Origin of the sequence: Labrenzia sp. THAF82, from assembly GCF_009363435.1 — a bacterium.
Taxonomy (GTDB): domain Bacteria; phylum Pseudomonadota; class Alphaproteobacteria; order Rhizobiales; family Stappiaceae; genus Roseibium; species Roseibium porphyridii.
In genome coordinates this window covers 118,371-139,300 of record NZ_CP045354.1, presented here as the reverse complement: position 1 = coordinate 139,300, position 20,930 = coordinate 118,371, and the positions used below count along the sequence as shown (strand labels likewise).

Here is a 20,930-nt window from a genome sequence, read left to right as displayed (position 1 = left end):
AGGCCCGAACGCAATATGATACGTCACTCGTCACTGCTCTGGCACTACACATACGGCGCTGTTTTCACAGCGCTGTGTGCGTTTGCAGGCCTGATTGGTCTGGTGGCATATCAGTTGGAAGACAGTATGGCTCGTCAGGAGGTTGAGCTTCTCAAACTGTCTCAGTCGCGGTTGTTGGAGACGTTGATCGCCGACGTGGAGCTTGCCGGAACTCGGATGGAATTCCTGTTTCAGGATCGGCTTCGCCGGGTTAATTCGATTGCCAAGCACCATGATACGTCGAATGCGGTCATGTCTCGAAACGTTGTCGCCATGTCAGAGCTCCTCGGTCCGGCAGCGAAACAGGCCGACATGGACGGGATCGTTGTTCTTGACGAGCAGGCACGAGTTATCGGCGCTTCTTCCTATGAAGCGGACCTGGTCAAACTGGGATCGAGCATTCCAAAGCTTAGTTTCTTTGAGGAGATCGTCACATCCTTGAACGAGAGTTTCCCCGGGGACGTGCAGACCATGTCACGTCTCATGCCACGTTCTGAAACAGGCATCTTTGTCCCCGGTGAACACATCAACACCGTTTCCCAGATTGTTTTCACACCGGTTTTCGATGAATTTGGATATGCGGTGGGCGGATTGCTGGCCCAAAGATGGATCCGATCCGACGAACCGCTGCTGTCCGATCTGGCAGAGATCAACTCCTTCGGACTTGCGGTAATCTTTAAGGACGAAGTGATTTCGAGAGGCAACTTCAAAGGCGATTTCGCCGATCTCCAGATGTCAGCAACCACGCCGAACATCACAGCTAGCGGCAGCAATGTTATCGAGTGCGCTGTACCTGTTGCGCCGGTAACGGTTTGTGCGTTGGTTCCGATCGAAAAACTGACCGAAACTCAGAATGAACTGACCCGTATCGGTACTGAGGAAGAAGCCAAGTTGCTTAGGTGGCTGTTTCTGTTCGGTGTTCTGACGTTGATCGCATTTGCCACCGTCGCCTATCTCCTGTCCCGTCAGATCACACGGCCGCTGACTGACATTACCAAGGTTTTGACGGGAATTGCCGCAGGCGACTTCGAAAAGAAAGTTGCCGGAACAGAACGGCTGGATGAAGTCGGAGACATCGCACGCTCGGTCGTTTCGTTGCAACGATCTGTCAAGGAACGTGACGCCCTGCGGGTCAGGGTTCACGAAAAGAACACCATCCTGAGGTCGAAGGAAGCGCAGCTGCGTGAGCAGAACGTACTTTTCGATGCGGCACTCAACAACATGTCGCACGGGCTTTGCATGTTCGATGCAAGTGGTAGTCTGATCGTGTCGAACCAGCGTTTTGCGGACCTGTTCGAACTCGATCAGGACAATCTTGTACCTGGCATGACCGCCAAGGATCTGACGGCTCTGCAGAACGCAGAAGCTGTCAGCACCGATGAAAGCGAATGGTCCGACGCTTTCACGAAAGCGCATCAATCGGCACCGTTCTCGCAAAGCACGGAAATGGTCAAGATACGCTCGGGTCGCATTGTTTTGACCACTCGGCAACCTCTGTCAGATGGCGGTTGGGTTGCCATCTCCGAAGACATCACGGAGCGCCAGGAAGCGCGCGATCGCCTCGCCTTCCTTGCGCGGCATGACATGTTGACCCAGTTGCCCAACCGCATCGAATTCCGTGATCAGATGGAGTTGCTCTTAAAGCGTCAGCAGGTTCAGGGCGGTGAGTTTGCAATTCTCTGTCTGGATCTCGATGAGTTCAAGACTGTCAACGACTCGCTGGGGCATCCGATCGGAGATGAACTTTTACGGCAGGTTGCCGGCCGGCTGCGGCACTTGCTCGAAGACCGCGAGTTGGTCGCGCGCCTGGGCGGTGACGAATTTGCGATCCTGACCGACCTGCCCGTCAAGCAGAAACAGGTCGATGAACTGGCACAGTCCATCATTTGGGAACTCTCGCGGCCCTTCCAGATAGCGGATCATGATCTGGTAATTGGTGTCAGTATCGGCATTTCGGTGGCCAAGCCTGATGGAGCGGTCGGTGACGAGTTGTTCAAACAGGCTGATCTTGCCCTTTATCGCGCAAAGGAAGACGGCAGGAACACTTATCGCTTCTTTGAAGAGGATATGGGCACCGAGGTGAATGACCGGCGCGAGTTGATCCTGGATCTGCGCAATGCCGCCGCAAATGGCGAGATGGAACTTTACTTCCAGCCGCAATACACCTTGAGCGACTACCAGATTTCCGGCTTCGAGGCCTTGCTGCGCTGGAACCACCCAACACGCGGCCTTGTGTCGCCGGGTGATTTCATACCTTTGGCCGAAGACACGGGACTGATTGTTCAGCTTGGCGAATGGGTGCTGGAAGAGGCCTGCAGGATTGCCACCGGCTGGCCGGACCATTTGCGGGTCGCCGTCAACCTGTCGCCTCGTCAGTTGCGAGGCAATGCCTTCGGACCCGTGTTGATCGGTGCGCTGATGAAATCGGGCCTCAAAGCGGATCGGCTGGAACTGGAAGTCACTGAAAGCGTCTTGCTGACGGACACAGAGGACGTTGTGGAAGCTCTGCACCAGGCCAAGTCGCTTGGCGTCAAGGTTTCGATGGACGATTTTGGGACCGGATATTCGTCGCTGAGTTATCTGAGGCGGTTCCCCTTCGACAAGATCAAGATCGACCAGTCCTTCGTCAGGTCGATGGCATATTCTGATGACTCGATCTCAATCGTGAAAGCCGTCATCGAGTTGGCTAAGAATCTGAACATGACAACGACAGCTGAGGGGGTTGAAACCCGGCAGCTGCTCGACATGCTGAACGATATCGGATGCACCGACGCTCAAGGCTACTACCTTGGGCGCCCGATGCCGGTCAGTCAGGCGAACGAGCTCATTTTCACGTGCCCGCAGGCCGTGACGACGGCCGCGCAATAACCGCAGCGTTTCGCTTTATTCTGCAGCCTCCGCCTGGGGCGGAGGTGTGGATTTGCGGAAAAGCCTGCTCGCAAAGGCGAGGACGCCCTTGCTTTCTTCTGCGACATAGAATGGATCGGCATAAAATGTAGCGCCGGCCTGTAGTGCCAGTTCGCGCATGGCATCCACGTGAGCGGGCGCGCCGGCAGAATAGACGATGTGATCGGAGGTCAGTTCGCCAACAAGCTCTTGTGGCCGGGCAGTCATGACTGTCTCGTTGTCGCCATCGCTGGCTGTCAGAGATATCGGCACATTATTGCTTTGCAGCCAGCGAACAGCGTCGCGCATATAAAGACCATCGCGTGTACGAGCGCCTGAAATGACCCTGATGTCGCGTTCCGGCTGTCCAAGTCTAGCGGCAACGGCAATCGCCCAAATCGGCGCAAAGCCGGTTCCAGTCGAGGTCAACACGATTGGTTCGGGCTGCTGGCGCAAGAATGCATTGCCAAACGGGCCGCGCAACTTGACGCCGTGTCCCTTGGCAATCTGACTGCCAAGTTTCGACGATACGATGCTGTCAGGATAGACCTTGATATGAAAGACGATGACGTCCTCTTCCGCATCCAGATTAAGCGGGGTCGTCGGGCTGTAGTCTCTCGGCGGATATCCGGCAAATGTAGCGCGCAAATACTGGCCGGGTAGCCAGGTTACTTTCCTGGCGGTGCGGACACGCACTTCAAGATAGTCTTCCTTGATAGTGCGCACACTGTCCACGGTACCTTTTATCGTCTTTACGATCGGAACAGGATCGTAGGAGATTTCTGCATCGCCCTCGAGCACGGCAAGACACCCGAGAACAGTGTTTTTTTCACGTGTCCCCAGATCGTCTATTGCACCGCTGAGCACGCGAACCCGACAGGTTTCGCATTGCCCCGAACAGCAGTCGTGGGGAATGACCAGGCGGCCGCCAAGTCCGGCATCAATCAGCGTGTCACCGACACTTGCCTTGATCTCTTTACCGTTGATCGTAACGGTACAGGTGCTTTTCGACATGAAATTGGTCCGTTGGAATGGCGTCAGTTGAATGTCAGGCGAACCGGACGTGAATGACGTGTGTGACGCGTCTGGTTGTGGTCAAACACGGCGACCCAGAGATAAAGACCATCTTCCATAGGGAGGTCCTGATGGTTCCCGGTGTCCATGTCGCGAATGATCTCGAGCGTCCAATAGCCATCTTTCCACTTGGAACCGCCGGAAAGGTCAGCACGGCTGCCTTCATATTCTCCGATTATCAGGACGCCGGGGATCATCGTTCCAACAGGTATTGCCGCGTCGAATTCCGGCGAATAAGGAACGCTTTCAGCTTCAAACATCCACCATTGAGATCCCGGATCGTCCGTCGCCTCTACGTCAAGGTCGATTTTGCCCATCTGAGTGACGGTTTTTTCGACATCCACAGGCAAGCGCAACACGTCAACGGTGTTTTCGTAGTTGGAGCCTGATTTTTTCTTGTAGTTGTAGATGTAGAAGGATTTGCCCTCGTCCGCCGAATAGCCTGCGCTATAACGTTTTTTGCCGGCGACTTGAGCCTCATTCGGCTCGATTGGCGTGCCAAACCACATGTCATCAACCTTCCCAAGCATGCCACCGCGCGCAGCCTTCCACTGCCAGACGTCAAGCAGGCTGCCGTCTGTCGTGTAGTGAAGGCCGCGATAATTGAAGGCACCTGGTTTGTCGCTCAGCGGCTTGGGTCCCATATGCGTGGAGGCACCTCCGCCAAAGGCATCCGACTTGGAAAAGGCGACCGAAAACTTGTCTTCGTAATAGTCGGTTTCGTCTGAAATGTCGGCGCGGTTGTTGAGCATCCGCCAGCCGTCTTCGGCCTTGATCAGCGGGTGGCGTTTTAAGGATCGGTTGCTGTCTTCCCAGCGAAATCCGAATGCGATCTTGTCACCGACCTGAACGGCGCGGATCTCGACGGTGGATTCTCCGGTTTTGTCGAGACTGGAGCCCTGCTGGGTCCTGACAAAAACAGGTTTTGCGCTGTTCCAGATTGCCTCGCTCATTTCACCATCCAACGTGGGAAGTTCGGTCGCGTTGGCAACGATGAGGTCATCTCTCGTGGAAAAATCGAGCGCGACGGCTCCGGCCAGAACCACAGCTCCAATAGCAAGCGACGCCGCCAGGGGATGCCGGCTCATGCCCGGGAAACGACGGAGTTTCTGAGGACGGAACAGGCGCAGAAGCTGCGCGATACCGCCATAGAAATAATGCAGCACCACATGGGCAACGATGTAGCCAAGCACCGTGAGTGCAGCGATGTAGTGAACGGTGACCCAAATGCCGCCATGACCCAGATAGAGAAGCACGCCGGTCGCCGAAAGGGTGAGGACAGCGCCAAAAAGGATCCAGTAGGCAATGACATTGACAGCAGAGAGCCGCAGCTTGGTGCTGGCCGGTAGCGTCAGAACGACGGCTTTCTTGGTCGAAATGCGCCGCTTCAGACGGGCAAAGGACATATAGGCGGCGTAGGCGAAGATAACCGCCAGAACGAAAATGGCAGATACGTAGTGCCAGGTCCAGATTTCACCCTGTGGCAATATCGGTTCGAACAGCTTTGAAAACCAGGCATCTTCAGCGTCGGAAGAGAGCCGGAGGCCTGTCAGAAGACTGGCGAAGATCGCAATGGTCAGCGTCCAGTGAAGCAGAATGGTTCCCAGATCGCTGCGCACAGGCGGTTGCTTATCCTCAGGTCGTCGGGCGGCACTGCCTTGAGCCGCGGGTAACTTAGTCTGGTCTTTGTGTTTGGTGTCATTTGGCGGAGCAGTGAGCTCTAGTGTTTGGTCCGTCAATTTCCCCTCCAGAAACCAAAACCGATTCCGTACACGCCTAGCGCGAATCGGCGCGCGAATATTAGACAACAGGCGCGGAGTTTAAGACTAAGAAACAATACTTGGGAAAAAAAATTAGAAAAAACGTCAATTACAACTAATAATAAACCTATGCGTGTATAATAATGAATTCATTATTCAGTTTAATTTGCACATAGTACTTAGACGAAATAATACATTTAGAGAAATTCTAAAGTATAACTGGATATTGTTGATTAGTACAAAGCAAATTCAAACGAAAGAATTCAACGTCAGGTTAAAGTAATTACCGTCAAAAATACCTACATCTTAAATAAATTGAATGAATTTAATGCGATGAAATCCGGCCTTTGCGGAGTGGAGTGATGTGTGTGGCGCCTACGCTGAATGCCTTCACACTGCGTTGCTGCCAATTCCACAGTCATTCTGGCTGGGAAAGTAAAACCACACGCCAGATCGGTTGAAGAGAAAGGCCCGATCACCGGCTGGTGATGTGTGTCACTCCACTGTTGATCCAGGTCATAGGGACGCAACAGTTTCCAACCTATCTTCAATCGAATGACGCGGACAGAAGGCGATGGTGTCAACTCGGTTGTAACTGCCTCAAAAACCCGCCTAAGATGTTTCTTGTTGCAGGAAATGCAGTAGCGGTCGGTCGGCGAAATGCTTCGACGTTACTGGTCTTGAAAGACAGTCGTTTGAAGACAAGGGGGCGTGTATGCTGGTCTCCCATACGCGAATAATTGATATTGTTGGCGACATCATTCGCATTCAGGTGTCGTCCACCAAAGCCGACTCTGAGGGACGGCCGTGCCTGGGCGACCTGGCTCTTGTCGATGGCGGAGATGGCAATGCTTCGCTCGCGCAAGTCATCAATATCGATCAGGACATGGTTTCGCTCCAGGTCAATTCCGGTACCAAAGGGCTGGCAAACAATGCCTCGGTCCGGTTTCTCGGAGAAGCTGCCAAAGTCACCTATTCGGATAACATTCTTGGCCGGGTCTTCAATGGCGCCGGTCATCCGATAGATCAGGGCCCTGACTTGTCGAGCGATCCAGCTGTTCCGATTGGCGGACCGTCTGCCAATCCGATGAAACGTGTTTTGGCTTCGCGGATGATCCGCACGGATGTACCGATGATCGACATCTTCAATTGTCTCGTTGAAAGCCAGAAGATTCCGATCTTCTCGGTTTCAGGTGAGCCCTACAATCCGTTTCTGGCCAGGATCGGGATCCAGGCGGATGCGGACATTGTTGTGTTCGGCGGACTTGGACTGATTTTTGATGACTACTCGTTTTTCAGAAAGCAATTCGAAGATGCAGGTGTCTTTCCGCGCACTGTGATGTTCATCAATCAGGCTTCGGATCCGGTCGTGGAACGTCTGCAGGTGCCCGATATGGCGCTGGCGGTTGCTGAAAAGTTCGCCGTCGAGGAAGGCAAGCGCGTTCTGGTTCTGTTGACGGATATGACTGCGTTTGCTGATGCGATGAAAGAAGTGTCCATTGCAATGGAGCGCGTCCCGGCCAACCGGGGCTATCCTGGGGATCTTTATTCGCAGCTGGCGCGCCGATATGAAAAAGCTTGCGACTTCAAAGGGTCCGGTTCCGTCACAATCCTGACCGTCACGACCATGCCCGGGAATGACGTCACGCACCCAGTTCCCGACAACACCGGATACATTACAGAAGGTCAGTTTTATCTGCACAGTGGCGTGCTGGATCCCTTTGGGTCTCTGTCCAGACTGAAACAGCATGTCATTGGCAAGGTGACCCGCGAAGATCACAACCAGATCATGAACACGATGATCCGGTTCTATTCCGGTGCACGCGACGCTGAGCAGAAACAGTCGATGGCATTTGAGTTGTCGGACTACGACCGACAACTGCTCAAGTTCGGCGGTTTGTTCCGGGAACGGTTCATGGACATCGAAGTGTCAAAACCCCTGGAAGAGGCGCTGGATCTTTGTTGGAAAACGCTGGCTGAATGCTTCGAACCTGAACAGCTTCTGATGAAACAAGGCCTGATCGACAAATACTTTCCGGCAAAGGCGTCAGTTTCAAAGTCTTCGGATGAGGAGGCTGCCTGATGGCCAAGCTGGCGCTCAACAAATCTTCGTTGGCGAGAGAGAGCGCACAGCTTGCCGAATACAAGCGATTTCTACCTTCTCTGGAACTGAAACGGCTTCAGATCATGGCTGAGCGCGCCAAAGCCAGGGAAACAGCGGTTCAGCTTGAAAAGGCCTATCAGGCTCGGTTTTCTGATCTGGCGAGATCGCTGCCAATGCTTGCAAACAAGCATGTGCCGCTTGAAGGTTTGGTTGCCTTGAAAGGGGTTGCCAAGGGAGAGCAGAACCTCTCGGGCACCAAATTGCCGATCCTTGAAGACGTCGATGTGCAAACCCGACCCTATTCCTTGTTGGCTCGTCCGCATTGGGTCGATCCTTATGTGACAGGAATGCGGGAGCTGTTGCGCCTGAACATGGAGCGTGCTGTTGCCAACGAGCGCATCAAGCGGTTGGTGGAGGCGGAAGCCGTGATTTCACGGCGTGTGAACCTGTTTGAAAAAGTTCTCATTCCGCAGGCGGAGCGCAATATCAAGAAAATCAGGACGGCCCTTGCCGATGCTGAAAGAGATGCTGTTGTGCGTGCAAAGATTTCCAAGCGCAAAACGGCGGCTCGCGGGGCAGAGAAACGGATGGCCGAGCTATGAGCATTGTGCCTCTGATCAAAGTGAATATGGTTGGCGTCCTGGACGACAAGGACACGGTGCTGGAGGCAGCGCAAGCTTTCGGGTCGCTTCATTTGATTCCCCTCGTCTCGGCGCAAAAGGAGCTGGAGGCTGTCCCTGCCGGTCTTGGCAGAGATGCGGTGGATGCCCTGCGTTGGCTGGTCGATTGTTCGGACCAGCGCCGTCCTGAGACCAGAGCCGAGAAATTCGATCTCGATGACGTGGTCGAAAAGACGCTCAAAAACCGCAAGGCGCTTAAGGCCTGTCAGGATTTGCTGGCAAAACTGGAAAAGCGCATTCAGGACGTTGAGCCTTGGGGCGAATTCAGTTTTTCCGATCTGGCGGAGATCGGAGACAACAGGCTCTGGTTCTATGTAGTGCCCAACGGCAAGCTGAGAGAGATAGACCCATCCGACAAGATCCTGGAAACAGTGCACCGGGACAGGTTCCGCAGCTACATTGTTTTGCTGGCATCTGAAGAGCCGGAGACTGGCGCTATGCCGGTTCCGCGCACCCACGTCGGTGCGATACCGCTCTCGGCGCTTAGGCAACGTCACGAGGACGCGGCAATAGATCTTGAAGAATTAGAGCTGGAACGTCAGGCACTGACGAAGTGGCGGTTTGTTCTGGCGCAAAATCTTGCTGCGGCCCGCGACACCTCTGCCCGTCGACGCGCAGCGCTCGAAACCGCCGATACGGGCCGAGTGTTTGTCTTGCAGGCGTGGGCGCGTCGGGATCAGGTCAGCGAGATCGAAACACTCGCTTCAAAGCTTGGTATTGCGGCCCTGTTTGAAGATGTTACGGAAGAAGACGCGCCGCCGACGCTCCTTGAAAACGCGCACGCGATGGAGGCCGGTGAGGATTTGGTCGAATTCTATCAGACACCCGGATACCGGGACTGGGACCCGTCCGCGATTGTCTACGTATCCTTTATCGTTTTTTTCGGCATGATCATGACCGATGCCGGATATGGTTTGTTGCTGCTTCTGCTTCTGTTTCTTTTCCGCAAGAAGTTCGCCGGGTCAGCGCTTGGCCGCCGAATGTATCGTATGTCCTGCTGGCTGATGGTGTCCACGGCGGCGTTCGGTGTTGCCACGGGCAGTTACTCCGGCGTCGCACCGACTGAAGGCAGTTTCCTCTACCATTTCAAGATCCTGCACCTTAAAGACGTTGATACGATGATGAAGATCACGTTGACCATCGGCGTTGTGCACATCGTGATCGCCAATTGTTTGCGTGCGTGGCACGAACGAACACCGAGCGGTCGCTATCAACCTGTCGGTTGGTGCCTGGTGGCGCTCGGTGGGCTCGCAACCTTTCTGGGCCAGGGGACGGTTGTTGCGACGATCGGTCCGGCGAGCGTCATTTTTGGATTGCTGTTGGTCGGTTTCTTCGGAAGTGACCGGAAGGTTGATTCAGTTGCTTCGGGCGGGTTGCGCATTTTCGATGGTCTCGCCGCGCTTGCCAGGATTGTCAACATTTTCTCCGATGTGCTGAGCTACATGCGGCTGTTTGCGCTCGGGCTTGCGGCAGCCTCGCTTGCAGAGACGATCAATTCGTTGTCCGGCCAGCTCAATCAGTCAGTTCCGGGCATCGGCATTCTTATCGCCATACTGGTTCTGGCAATCGGACACGCCATCAACATCGGCCTCGGTCTGATAGCAGGCTGTGTGCATGGCCTGCGCCTGAATGTCATTGAGTTTTTCAATTGGGGTTTGAAGGACGAAGGCACGCCTTTCCGTCCGTTCAAGAAAGAGGAGACACGCCTGTGAACGAATTCGTTGTGGCTCTCGGTTGGTTCGGGCTCTATGCGCCTGTCGCTCTTGGCGCCATAGGCAGTGCCTGGGGGTGTGCGCTCGGTGGCAGTGCCGCAATTGGTGCAATGCTTGACAGCGACGGCGGTTATGGCCGTTTCATCGGTGTCTCTCTGATGCCGTCCTCCCAGGTAATCTACGGCATTGTCATCATGTTCTCGTTGCAGCAATCGCAAGTCGATGCCGCGAACGGTGCCGCTCTCTTCGGCATCGGTGTCCTGTCCGGGTTCACGATGCTTTTCACTGGTATTCGCCAAGGCGAAGTCTTGGCTTCAGCCATCCATGCTTCGAAGGCCAAACCGGAGATATTCGGCATATCGCTCGCGCCTGCAGCGGTCTTGGAAGGGTTTTCGGTGTTTGCCCTTGTTTTCGCGCTTGTGCTTGCAGGTTCGATACCGAGTTAGGAGGGCAACATGTCCAAGCATGATACCACGCAAGAGCTTGAAAACGCGGCTGGTGCTGGGGTGCAGGCCCTGATCAATCGACTGAAATCCGAAGGCGTTGCAGCCGGTCAGTCGGAAGCCGATGACATTCTGGCCAAGGCCAAGGCAAAAGCAGAGGAGATCGTGTCGGAAGCGCAGGAACGGGCCGACAACCTCTTGGCGACAGCACGTGCTGAGGCCGCAAAGGAAAAGGCTGCGACGGAAGACGGGCTTAAAGTCGCGGCACGTGATCTGGTCCTCAGCCTCAGAAATGAGCTGGGTGACCGGATTCAACAGGAAGCTGGAAGGTTGGTAGGCACCACCCTTGCCGATGAGGCTTTCTTGCAAAAACTCATTCTCGCGATGGCCGGCAATGCCCGTGACAATGCGTCTGTCAGCGACACGGAACCGATGGAAATCGTGTTGCCTGAAAAGGTTGTCAGTTTTGAGGAGTTGAAGCAGTCACCCGAGGCGGTCGAGCCAGGAACGCTGACGCATTTTGTTCTGGTGCTTGCGGGCGATGCACTGCGTGCAGGCGTGACGTTTTCCACGGCACCTGGCTTCGACGGCATAAGAGTTAAGCTGACGGATCGCGATGTTTCCATTGACCTGACTGAAGAAGCGATTGCAACACTGCTAAAACGTCACCTACAGCCGCGACTGCGGGCCGTGATGGAAGGGGTGCTGCGCTGACAATGACGTCCAATCCGCACCAATACATCTCGCTTGTCACCAGCTTGCCGCATCTCGGGAAACTGTTCTCGCTCAAGGACCTGCCGATTTCGGATTTCCGGCTGAAACAGCGCCTGACGATGCTGGAGCCGCAGCATGCGGCGCTATTGAAGGAAATGGTCGAGGTGACTGCCTGGGCAGGTGTCGCCAAATACGATCAGGATGCAGAAGTCATTCGCCGAGCAAATCGGATCATTGCGGACCTGAAAGACTATCCCGATCTGCAGCATCTTGTTGGTGCGCGTATGGAGACGCGGACATTGATTGCCGCTTTGCGCCGCCGCCGGAATGGACAGGAAAGCGCCGAAGATATCGAAAACTGGGGCATGGGTCGCTGGTGCATGTCGATAAAGTCGAACTGGAGCGACCCGGCTTTCGGTCTCGGACACTTCATGCCGTGGGTTTCCGAAGCCTATCGATTGATGCAGTCCGGCGACCACATTTCGATGGAGCGTCTGGTTCTAACAGAGGTGGTCCGGCAGCTCGATCACTATGGAACGATGCATGATTTCGACTTCGAAGCAGTCGGAATTTATGTGCTGCGCTGGGTAATTGTGGAACGGTGGTCACGCTACAACGAAGCCGATGCCCGTGATCGCCTAGAGGCTCTGGTCTCATTGGCTCTTGAAGGGCCAGACGCAAATATCAGCCCTCCGAAGCCGCAGGGATTTTTCTCCGACACTTTTTCACCTCTTGAGGGATCTTCGTCGTGACCAGTCATGTTCAACTCCCTGATCCGACAGCTGAGATCGTCGCGGTGCAAGACGATCTTGTGACACTGTCACCGATCGGAAACGCGCCTCTGATCAAGAATGAAGTCGTTTACATCGTTCCGCACGGTCCTGAACGGGATGGAAAACCGCGTGAGTATCTAAAAGCTGAGGTTCTGCGCGTTCGCGGCAAATCCGCCGAAGCACAGGTTTTTGAAAGCACATCCGGAGTTCGGGTTGGCGACAAGGTGATCCAAAGCGGTGAGATGCTGTCCGTTGCGCTCGGGCCTGGTCTTCTCAGCACCGTATTTGACGGATTGCAGAACCCGCTTGCCGATATTGCTGCCGAACATGGTTTTTTTCTGCCACGCGGTGTCCTGACAAACGCGCTTGATCAAAACCGGAAGTGGTCTTTTGAGCCCGCGGTCAAATCGGGAGACAAGGTCAAGGCTGGCGACACAATTGGAACAGTTCCAGAGGGACGTTTCCAACACAAGATAATGGCTCCTTTTACGCTTTCCGGTACCTGGACGATTGATCGGATCCGGGAAGGTACTTTCACCATCAACGAAGTGATCGCAACCATCAAGAATGACAGAGGCGACACCCGGGACCTTCCCATGGTCCAGCATTGGCCGGTTCGGCGGGCGTTGCCTGAAGGTCTCGTGAAGGCAGGGCAAAGCGAAAGGCTTTATCCGAGTGAACCGCTGATCACCACCTTGCGCTTGATCGACACGTTCTTTCCGATTGCGCGTGGAGGAATGGGCTGCATTCCCGGGCCGTTCGGAGCCGGTAAAACGGTGCTTCAATCTCTGATTTCGCGGTTTTCAGCCGTCAATATCGTGATTGTCGTCGCCTGCGGCGAGCGTGCCGGCGAGGTCGTTGAAACCATTACCGAATTTCCGCATCAACCTGATCCCTCCGGTGACGGCACGCTGATGGACCGAACTGTCATCATCTGCAACACCTCCTCCATGCCGGTCGCTGCGCGTGAGGCATCGATTTATACCGGCATCACTCTTGGCGAATACTACCGCCAGATGGGCTATGATGTACTGTTGATTGCCGACAGCACCTCGCGCTGGGCGCAGGCAATGCGAGAGACTTCAGGTCGGTTGGAGGAGATCCCGGGTGAAGAAGCCTTTCCAGCTTACCTGGATTCTTCGATCAAGGGCGTCTATGAGCGCGCAGGCGTTTTGAAAACAGCCGCTGGCGAAACGGGCAGTCTCACCATGATCGGCACGGTTTCGCCTGCCGGCGGCAACTTTGAAGAACCGGTGACCCAGTCGACGCTCGGAACGGTAAAAACCTTCCTCGGATTGTCTTCCGAGCGCGCCTACAAACGGTTCTATCCGGCTGTCGATCCGCTTCTGTCATGGTCTCGCTATCACGTGCAGCTGGGCGACTGGTACCAGACCAATATCGGTCCGAACTGGGTGCCGCGCGTCGAAGAGATGATCGACCTGCTGCGCAAAGGTGATGAAATCACGCGTATGATGCAGGTAACCGGTGAAGAAGGCGTCTCCACCGAGGATTTTATCCTTCAGCAAAAGGCGCTCTTTCTCGACATGGTCTATTTGCAGCAAGATGCTTTCGATGATGTCGATGTGTCCGCCCCGCTTGACCGCCAGCAGGAGACTTTCGAACTGGTCTACAAGATCGCCAACACGGATTTTGCCTTCGAGGACAAGGACACGGTGCGCAAATTCTTCACCGAGCAGACGTCCCTCTTCAAGAACCTCAACTATTCGGCCGATGGCAGTCAGGAACGTAAGGAACTCGTTGAGAAGATAAAAAACAATGTCGCCGCTGCGCCGAGCCATATGACCGGTTAAGCCATTCCTAGTCGTCAAAGACGCTGAGGATCTGGTCCAAGGGTTTCTTCAGTTTTGCCGCAGCGGGCACGGTCGCATCTTCTGCAGGATGTCCGGCCGCAAGGATCATGACCGGTTTTTCAGCCTCGGGTCGTTGGAGAATTTCGTTCAGGAACTTCATTGGGTTGGGCGTGTGGGTCAATGTCGACAATCCGGCATGATGAAGCGCCGTGATCAGAACGCCGGTCGCAATGCCGACGCTTTCTGGCACGTAGTAGTGCTTGTACCGGGTGCCATCGTCATAGGTTCCCCAACGCTGTGCAAAAACAACAATCAGCCAGGGAGCAATCTCCAGGTGAGGTTTGTCAGCATTGGTTCCGATCGGCTCAAGCGCCTTGATCCATTCATCCCCGGCACCGCCGGCATAAAACTTCTTCTCTTCTTCTTCGGCAGCTTCGCGGATCGTGCGCTTCAAGGCAGGATTGGCAATTGCAACGAAATGCCAGGGTTGATGGTTCGCACCACTTGGCGCGGTTCCGGCAGCGCGGATGCAGGTTTCAATGACGGCTCGTTCGACCGGACGGTCGGAAAAATGCCGGATCGTGTGACGCGTGCGCACATCTTCAAGAAACGCATCAGCTCTTGCCTGCATTTCTGCATCGGTAAACTGCCGCCGGTCAGGCAAGGGAAGCGGTCGATAATTAAGTGCAGATTTGGCAATCATGTAGCGTCTATCCGGTTTCGCCGCCGAGACTACGCTGATTTGCGTTTGTTTCCGGCAGTCGGTCCTGTCAAAAGCGAACAATGGATCGTCTTCCGGTGCGTTAGGCAACCAAAAATCCCATTTTTCGGCTCCGCAACCTGAATACGCGCTCAAATTGGCGCTTATGTCTGCTTGATTAAAAAATAACCTTGACCAGAGACGGGGCAGCTTTCTAGATTTTCTTGACCAAATGGTCAGTGACCTGTGTACGAGAAGGTAAGCGCCCCGTCGCAGACAACACGGCCAGATTGCTGGCACCCAATTAGGCGGCTTTAAAACACTCGCCGGTTGGTTCAGCATAGAGTGGTGAATTCCAGAGAAGGGACCCGTCCATGTGACGAGGCCCGTAACCAGTAGGGGAATGGCAATGAAGGCATTGAAGAATCTGGCGCTTGTGTCCGTCTTGGGCGCGAGCCTGGTTTCGGGCGCGGCACATGCCGCGGACGAACTGACGTTGCAGCTGAAATGGGTCACACAGGGACAATTCGCCGGCTACTACGTCGCCAAGGACAAGGGCTTTTATGAAGAAGAAGGCCTGGATGTAACGATCAAGCCGGGTGGTCCAGACATCGCACCGCCTCAGGTTATTGCCGGTGGTGGTGCTGACGTGATCATCGACTGGATGCCGTCCGCTTTGGCGTCCCGCGAAAAAGGTGTGCCGCTGGTCAACATTGCACAGCCTTTCAAGAAGTCCGGAATGATGCTGACTTGCCGCAAGGACACCGGCATCACTTCGCCGGAAGACTTCAAGGGCAAGACACTGGGCGTATGGTTCTTCGGCAACGAATACCCGTTTCTGTCCTGGATGAGCCAGTTGGGCATTCCAACGGATGGTAGCGACGGCGGAGTGACGGTTCTCAAGCAGGGCTTCAACGTTGATCCGCTGCTCCAGAAGCAGGCCGATTGCATCTCCACCATGACTTACAATGAATATTGGCAGGTCATAGACGCAGGCATTCCGGAAGATGAACTGATTGTCTTCAAATATGAAGACCAGGGTGTCGCAACCCTCGAGGACGGTCTCTACGTACTGGAGTCCAGCCTGGATGATCCGGCCATGGTCGACAAACTGGCACGGTTCGTCAAAGCAACCATGAAAGGCTGGGAGTATTCCGCAGCAAACCCGGAAGAAGCTGCTGAAATCGTGCTTGAAAACGACGCCACGGGCGCACAGACGGAAAAGCACCAGATCCGCATGGTTGGCGAGATCAACAAGCTGGTTGATGGAGCCGATGGCAAGCTCGACATGGAAGCTTACAATCGTACGGTCAAGTCGCTGCTTTCAGGTGGTTCAGACCCGGTTATCACGAAAGAACCGGAAGGTGCCACTTCAACTGCGGTAACAGACAAGCTCTAGAGCTTCAACTGCTCTTAAATTGGCATACGGAAAGGCCGCCCATCGGGCGGCCTTTTTTAGTCAGCCAAGACCTCCCCACAGATTTCTGTGGTCTGAGATGTGAAGCTGAAACCTGACTTTTTCCAGACACTTTCCGGGTCGCCGCTGGAGAGGGAATTTTTGTCGTTTTGCGCCACGAAAAACGTTCTTTTCGGTAGAATCCCGACATATGCCGCCGCACCGAAGACGTTGATTGACGCCAACGCATCCTACAAATACATACTTAAGCACATAAGACTTGCTGCACAGGAGCGGTTTTTAGAAAAAATTTCTAAAGGCCAGAGGAGGGGACTTGGGCAGACACCAGCAGCCATCTGTGGAGACATCTCCACTTGTATCTGACGAAATTCGTCAGACCACCTGCTACATGTGCGCCTGCAGGTGCGGCATCAACGTCCACATGAAAGACGGCAAGGTTGCCTATATCGAGGGCAACAGAGATCACCCGGTCAACAAGGGCGTGCTGTGCGCCAAGGGTTCGTCCGGCATCATGCAGGTGAATGCGCCGTCGCGCCTGCGTGCACCCCTCAAGCGTAAGGGGCCAAGAGGGTCGGGTGAATTTGAGGAAATCAGCTGGGATGAGGCACTGGAAATTGCCACTGGCTGGCTGGCGCCCATCCGCAAGTCCGCACCTGAAAAACTTGCCTTTTTCACCGGGCGGGACCAGTCCCAGAGCTTTACCAGTTTCTGGGCGCAAAATTTCGGCACTCCCAACTATGCGGCGCATGGCGGTTTCTGTTCGGTGAACATGGCCGCAGGTGGCATTTACACAATGGGTGGTGCCTTTTGGGAATTCGGCCAACCCGATTGGGACAGGACAAAACTGTTTCTGTTGTTCGGTGTTGCCGAAGACCATGATTCCAATCCCATCAAAATGGGGCTTGGCAAGCTCAAGGCACATGGCGGCAAAGTCATCGGCATCAATCCGGTTCGGTCCGGCTACAATGCGATCGCCGACGAATGGGTCGGGATAACCCCGGGCACCGATGGTCTGTTCATCCTGTCGTTGGTCCACACGCTTCTTCAAAGCGGCAAGATCGATCTGGCATACCTGTCCCGCTTCACCAATGCGCCATGCCTGGTGAACAACGACCCGGCCTCACCTGAATTCGGGCTGCTGTTGCGGGATGAGGCCGGCAAAACACTTGTCATTGACCGCAACAGCGGCCAGCCGACGGCATTCGACCAAAGAGGCGTCAAACCGGATCTTGCGGCCCAGTATGAAAAGGATGGTCTGACACACAGGACAGTGTTCCAGCTACTTGCTGAGAAATATCTGGATGATGCCTACAGCCCTGAAGCTGTGGCCGAAAAATGTGGTGTGTCGGCACAGCGCATCCGCGCGATTGCTGCCGAATTGGCCCGCGTTGCCTTTGAAGAGGCGTTTGAGTTGGACCAGCCGTGGACAGACTTTCGTGGAGACCGTCACGAAAAGATGCCCGGCCGTCCGGTCAGTTTTCATGCCATGCGGGGGATCTCCGCTCATTCGAACGGTTTCCAGACTTGTCGGTCGCTGCATTTCCTACAGATCCTGCTCGGGACTGTGGAAGTGCCCGGTGGTTTCCGGTTCAAGCCGCCTTACCCGAAGCAGGTTACGGCACACCCGACGCCTCATTGCCATTCCAAACCGGATTGTCCGCTGGACGGGCCGCATCTGGGTTTTGTTCGGGGACCGGATGATCTGGCGCTGAAGGAAGACGGCACGCCTGCGCGCATCGACAAGGCTTTTTCCTGGGAGAACCCGATGTCGGCCCACGGGCTGATGCACATGGTGATTTCCAACGCCCATGCGGGAGATCCTTATAGGATCGATACCCTGTTTCTTTATATGGCGAACATGTCCTGGAATTCCTCCATGAACACCAAGGGTGTCATGGAGATGCTGACCGACAAGGATGAGGACGGCAACTACGTTATCCCGCGGATAATCTATTCCGATGCCTATTCATCGGAAATGGTTGCCTATGCGGATCTCATTCTCCCGGACACGACCTATCTGGAACGCCACGACTGCATCAGCCTGCTGGATCGACCGATTTGTGAAGCCGACGCGGCTGCTGACGCCATCCGCTGGCCGGTGATTGAGCCGGACAGGGATGTCAGAGGTTTCCAGTCTGTGCTGGTCGACCTCGGTGTGCGGCTGAAACTTCCCGGCTTTGTCGAAGAAGATGGCAGTGCCAAATATCGCGACTATGCCGACTATATGGTCAATCACCAACGCCGGCCGGGCATTGGTCCATTGGCGGGATTCCGGGGTGATGGATCTGACAAAGGCAGAGGCGACGTCAATCCGGAACAACTCGACCGATACATCGAAAACGGTGGTTTTTTTGTCGAGCATGTTCCAGACGAAGCAGCCTTCTACAAACCCTGGAACGCGGCATATCAGGATTGGGCAGTCGAACTTGGTTTTTACGACAAGCCTCAGCCCTATCTTTTTGAACTCTACTCCGAGCCCATGCGCCGCTTTCAGCTGGCAGCGGAGGGGCACGGTGACCGTCAACCGCCCGATCACCTGCGCGAGCGCATCAAGGAAACGTTCGAGCCGTTGCCTGTGTGGTATCCGCCGCTGGAAGATGCCCACGTGGATGAAGCTGATTACCCGGTCCATGCGCTCACGCAACGGCCAATGGCCATGTACCACTCCTGGGGCAGCCAAAATGCTTGGCTGAGACAGATCCATGGTCACAATCCGTTGTATGTGCCAACGAAAATCTGGGAACAGCATGGCTTTCAGGATGGCGACTGGGCGCGGGTCACCTCGCTCCACGGCGAGATAGTGGTTCCAGTCGCCTTGATGGCGGCTCTAAACGAAAACACCGTCTGGACATGGAACGCCATTGGCAAACGCAAAGGCGCATGGGCGCTGGATGGCGATGCGCCTGAGGCCACCAAGGGTTTCTTGCTCAATCATCTCATCAATGAGCTGCTGCCGCCAAAGGGTGACGGACTGAGGTGGTCCAATTCGGATCCCATCACGGGACAGGCCGCCTGGTTTGACCTGCGGGTCCGAATTGAAAAAACAGGCCCACCGGACGAATGCAGCCCGGCGTTCCCTGAACTACGGTCGCCGGTTGGAAAAGGCCCGAAAACCGTTCGTCAGAAGGTGCGCCCATGACCACGTTGCCTGATCACACGGAAAAGAAACTCGGCCTTGTCATCGATCTCGACACATGCGTCGGCTGCCATGCTTGCGTAACGGCCTGCAAAGGCTGGAACACAGAAAACTATGGCGTCGCGTTGAGTGACAACGATGCTTATGGCGGCGATCCCGTCGGAACTTTTCTGAACCGTGTGCACGCCTTTGAGGTTCAACCGTCAAACGGTGCTGCGCAGACCATTCATTTTCCGAAATCCTGCCTTCATTGCGACGATGCGCCTTGCGTCACGGTCTGTCCGACAGGTGCCAGTTACAAGCGGGTGGAAGACGGGATCGTCCTTGTTGACGAAGATGCCTGTATTGGCTGCGGGTTGTGTGCTTGGGCTTGTCCCTATGGCGCTCGAGAGCTGGACCAGTCCGCTGGTGTAATGAAAAAATGCACCCTGTGTGTCGACCGGATCTACAATGAGAACTTGCCCGAGGAAGATCGGGTGCCTGCGTGTGTCAGAACCTGTCCGGCCGGGGCACGCCATTTCGGAGACTTCAGCGATCCTGAGAGCAATGTATCCCGCCTTACAGCAGAACGCGGGGGAATGGATCTGATGCCGGAGCAGGGCACCAAGCCGGTCAACAAGTACTTGCCGCCTCGGGCAAAAGACCGCCTGACCGCCGACACGACAGCTCAACAATTGAAACCAGTTGCCGACTCGCCCAAAGGGTTTTTGGCCTGGCTCGACAAGACACTGGAGGCGTTCTGATGCATCCGGCACCCTCAGTTATCGTTTTTACCGTATTGTCGGGCCTTGGTTTTGGGTATCTTGCCTGGCTCGGGATCGGTCAACCCGCCGTAACGGGATGGACCGCGTTCTTTTGTTTTGCCATTGCGTATGCGCTTGCTGTTGGTGGATTGGTCGCGTCGACCTTTCACCTCGGCAATCCGCAGCGGGCGCTGAAAGCGTTTTCGCAGTGGCGCAGCAGTTGGCTGTCGCGTGAAGCCTGGCTCTCTGTTTCTGCACTTCTGGTGATGGGTCTTTATGGGTTTGCCGCGGTCTTTTTCGACCGATTGCTTGTCCCGGTCGGGATTCTTGGAGCTGCTTTGAGCTTAGCAACTGTCTATGCGACCAGCATGATCTACGCTCAGCTGGCCACAGTGCCGCGCTGGAACCACTGGCTGACACCTCTTCACATGGTAACTCTCTCATTGGCAGGAGGGGCCGTTCTGGCCGCCCAGTCGATGGCAGCACTGGTTCTGCTCGCCGTTGCGGGCGGCGTGCAGTTTTTATATTGGGTGCTTGGAGATCGCCGTTTTGCAGAACGTGGACACACGACTGAAACCGCAACGGGTCTAGGCGACCGTGGCAAGGTTCGCCTCTTCGAACCACCCCATACCGGCACCAACTACCTCCTGAAAGAAATGGTCTATGTGGTCGGTCGAAAGCATGCCCAGAAGCTGCGCGCAATCGCATTTCTTCTGAATTGCCTTTTACCGATTGTGATCATTGCTCTTTTGCCTGCCGGAGTTTTCAGCGCCGGGCTGGCGGCCCTTGCCTATCTTGCAGGAACGTTCGCATCCCGTTGGCTGTTCTTTGCCGAGGCTGAACACGTGGTTGGCCTTTACTACAGCCAGCGCTAAAGCGCCTTTTCGGTTTTACTTGCCCGTTGCACCGGCCTAAAACGCTAAACCGCGGTTCGGGAA

Annotated in this window: 15 protein-coding genes; 12 read left to right on the top strand and 3 right to left on the bottom strand. The window is 55.1% G+C overall.

The genetic code is table 11. The annotated features are described in order from the left end of the window. The first annotated feature begins 15 nt into the window (after positions 1 to 15). Complete coding sequence (locus FIV00_RS00590) at positions 16 to 2,907, top strand: bifunctional diguanylate cyclase/phosphodiesterase (protein WP_209006754.1); 2,892 nt, start codon at positions 16 to 18, stop codon at positions 2,905 to 2,907. A gap of 15 nt (positions 2,908 to 2,922) precedes the next feature. Here the strand turns inward: FIV00_RS00590 and FIV00_RS00585 are convergent, their stop codons facing one another. Both FIV00_RS00585 and FIV00_RS00580 read right to left on the bottom strand, forming a co-directional pair. Then, positions 2,923 to 3,939: a 2Fe-2S iron-sulfur cluster-binding protein gene (locus FIV00_RS00585; RefSeq protein ID WP_152498996.1), complete on the bottom strand. Its 1,017-nt coding sequence runs from the start codon at positions 3,937 to 3,939 to the stop codon at positions 2,923 to 2,925. A gap of 23 nt (positions 3,940 to 3,962) precedes the next feature. Further along, positions 3,963 to 5,738: an ethylbenzene dehydrogenase-related protein gene (locus FIV00_RS00580; protein WP_247649316.1), complete on the bottom strand. Its 1,776-nt coding sequence runs from the start codon at positions 5,736 to 5,738 to the stop codon at positions 3,963 to 3,965. Positions 5,739 to 6,474: 736 nt separating this feature from the next. Between FIV00_RS00580 and FIV00_RS00575 the strand changes: the two genes are divergently transcribed. Genes FIV00_RS00575 through FIV00_RS00545 form a run of 7 tightly spaced genes read left to right on the top strand, consistent with a single transcriptional unit; the run spans position 6,475 to position 13,996 of the window. Next, on the top strand, positions 6,475 to 7,842 hold the full coding sequence (locus FIV00_RS00575) for a V-type ATP synthase subunit B (RefSeq protein ID WP_152498995.1): 1,368 nt from the start codon (positions 6,475 to 6,477) through the stop codon (positions 7,840 to 7,842). After that, positions 7,842 to 8,465 carry a V-type ATP synthase subunit D gene (locus FIV00_RS00570; RefSeq protein WP_152498994.1) on the top strand — a complete coding sequence of 208 codons (624 nt, stop codon included), beginning with the start codon at positions 7,842 to 7,844 and terminating at the stop codon, positions 8,463 to 8,465. The genes FIV00_RS00575 and FIV00_RS00570 overlap by 1 nt, the downstream gene beginning before the upstream one ends. Beyond that, a complete protein-coding gene (locus tag FIV00_RS00565; RefSeq protein WP_152498993.1) occupies positions 8,462 to 10,255 on the top strand; it encodes a V-type ATP synthase subunit I in 1,794 nt (597 codons plus the stop codon). The genes FIV00_RS00570 and FIV00_RS00565 overlap by 4 nt, the downstream gene beginning before the upstream one ends. Next, positions 10,252 to 10,701, top strand: a complete 450-nt coding sequence (locus FIV00_RS00560; protein ID WP_152498992.1) for an ATP synthase subunit C — start codon at positions 10,252 to 10,254, stop codon at positions 10,699 to 10,701. Before FIV00_RS00565 ends, FIV00_RS00560 begins: the two co-directional genes overlap by 4 nt. Before the next feature lie 9 nt (positions 10,702 to 10,710). Next, positions 10,711 to 11,412, top strand: coding sequence for a hypothetical protein (locus FIV00_RS00555; protein ID WP_152498991.1), 702 nt, complete (start codon positions 10,711 to 10,713; stop codon positions 11,410 to 11,412). Positions 11,413 to 11,414: 2 nt separating this feature from the next. After that, positions 11,415 to 12,164 (top strand): hypothetical protein, encoded by a 750-nt coding sequence (locus FIV00_RS00550; protein ID WP_152498990.1) that lies wholly within the window; start codon positions 11,415 to 11,417, stop codon positions 12,162 to 12,164. Beyond that, positions 12,161 to 13,996, top strand: coding sequence for a V-type ATP synthase subunit A (locus tag FIV00_RS00545; protein ID WP_152498989.1), 1,836 nt, complete (start codon positions 12,161 to 12,163; stop codon positions 13,994 to 13,996). The genes FIV00_RS00550 and FIV00_RS00545 overlap by 4 nt, the downstream gene beginning before the upstream one ends. 7 nt (positions 13,997 to 14,003) lie before the next feature. Here the strand turns inward: FIV00_RS00545 and FIV00_RS00540 are convergent, their stop codons facing one another. Continuing rightward, positions 14,004 to 14,699 carry a nitroreductase family protein gene (locus FIV00_RS00540; protein ID WP_152498988.1) on the bottom strand — a complete coding sequence of 232 codons (696 nt, stop codon included), beginning with the start codon at positions 14,697 to 14,699 and terminating at the stop codon, positions 14,004 to 14,006. A gap of 400 nt (positions 14,700 to 15,099) precedes the next feature. Between FIV00_RS00540 and FIV00_RS00535 the strand changes: the two genes are divergently transcribed. From FIV00_RS00535 to FIV00_RS00520, 4 genes are all read left to right on the top strand, one after another. Continuing rightward, the gene (locus tag FIV00_RS00535) at positions 15,100 to 16,095 is read left to right on the top strand and encodes an ABC transporter substrate-binding protein (RefSeq protein ID WP_173005829.1); all 996 of its coding nucleotides are present in this window, start codon (positions 15,100 to 15,102) and stop codon (positions 16,093 to 16,095) included. A gap of 406 nt (positions 16,096 to 16,501) precedes the next feature. Next, entirely contained in the window at positions 16,502 to 19,252 is a 2,751-nt protein-coding gene (locus FIV00_RS00530) for a molybdopterin oxidoreductase family protein (RefSeq protein ID WP_209006943.1), read from the top strand. Further along, positions 19,249 to 19,992, top strand: coding sequence for a 4Fe-4S dicluster domain-containing protein (locus tag FIV00_RS00525; protein WP_152498986.1), 744 nt, complete (start codon positions 19,249 to 19,251; stop codon positions 19,990 to 19,992). The genes FIV00_RS00530 and FIV00_RS00525 overlap by 4 nt, the downstream gene beginning before the upstream one ends. Further along, positions 19,992 to 20,867 (top strand): DmsC/YnfH family molybdoenzyme membrane anchor subunit, encoded by an 876-nt coding sequence (locus tag FIV00_RS00520; protein ID WP_152498985.1) that lies wholly within the window; start codon positions 19,992 to 19,994, stop codon positions 20,865 to 20,867. The genes FIV00_RS00525 and FIV00_RS00520 overlap by 1 nt, the downstream gene beginning before the upstream one ends. Positions 20,868 to 20,930 lie beyond the last annotated feature (63 nt).

Coding starts and splice junctions, on each gene's coding strand:
- FIV00_RS00550 (WP_152498990.1), top strand. CDS start 11,415: ATGACGTCCAATCCGCACCAATACATCTCGCTTGTCACCAGCTTGCCG.
- FIV00_RS00535 (WP_173005829.1), top strand. CDS start 15,100: ATGGCAATGAAGGCATTGAAGAATCTGGCGCTTGTGTCCGTCTTGGGC.
- FIV00_RS00525 (WP_152498986.1), top strand. CDS start 19,249: ATGACCACGTTGCCTGATCACACGGAAAAGAAACTCGGCCTTGTCATC.
- FIV00_RS00530 (WP_209006943.1), top strand. CDS start 16,502: ATGTGCGCCTGCAGGTGCGGCATCAACGTCCACATGAAAGACGGCAAG.
- FIV00_RS00590 (WP_209006754.1), top strand. CDS start 16: ATGATACGTCACTCGTCACTGCTCTGGCACTACACATACGGCGCTGTT.
- FIV00_RS00585 (WP_152498996.1), bottom strand. CDS start 3,939: ATGTCGAAAAGCACCTGTACCGTTACGATCAACGGTAAAGAGATCAAG.
- FIV00_RS00575 (WP_152498995.1), top strand. CDS start 6,475: ATGCTGGTCTCCCATACGCGAATAATTGATATTGTTGGCGACATCATT.
- FIV00_RS00565 (WP_152498993.1), top strand. CDS start 8,462: ATGAGCATTGTGCCTCTGATCAAAGTGAATATGGTTGGCGTCCTGGAC.
- FIV00_RS00520 (WP_152498985.1), top strand. CDS start 19,992: ATGCATCCGGCACCCTCAGTTATCGTTTTTACCGTATTGTCGGGCCTT.
- FIV00_RS00570 (WP_152498994.1), top strand. CDS start 7,842: ATGGCCAAGCTGGCGCTCAACAAATCTTCGTTGGCGAGAGAGAGCGCA.
- FIV00_RS00540 (WP_152498988.1), bottom strand. CDS start 14,699: ATGATTGCCAAATCTGCACTTAATTATCGACCGCTTCCCTTGCCTGAC.
- FIV00_RS00555 (WP_152498991.1), top strand. CDS start 10,711: ATGTCCAAGCATGATACCACGCAAGAGCTTGAAAACGCGGCTGGTGCT.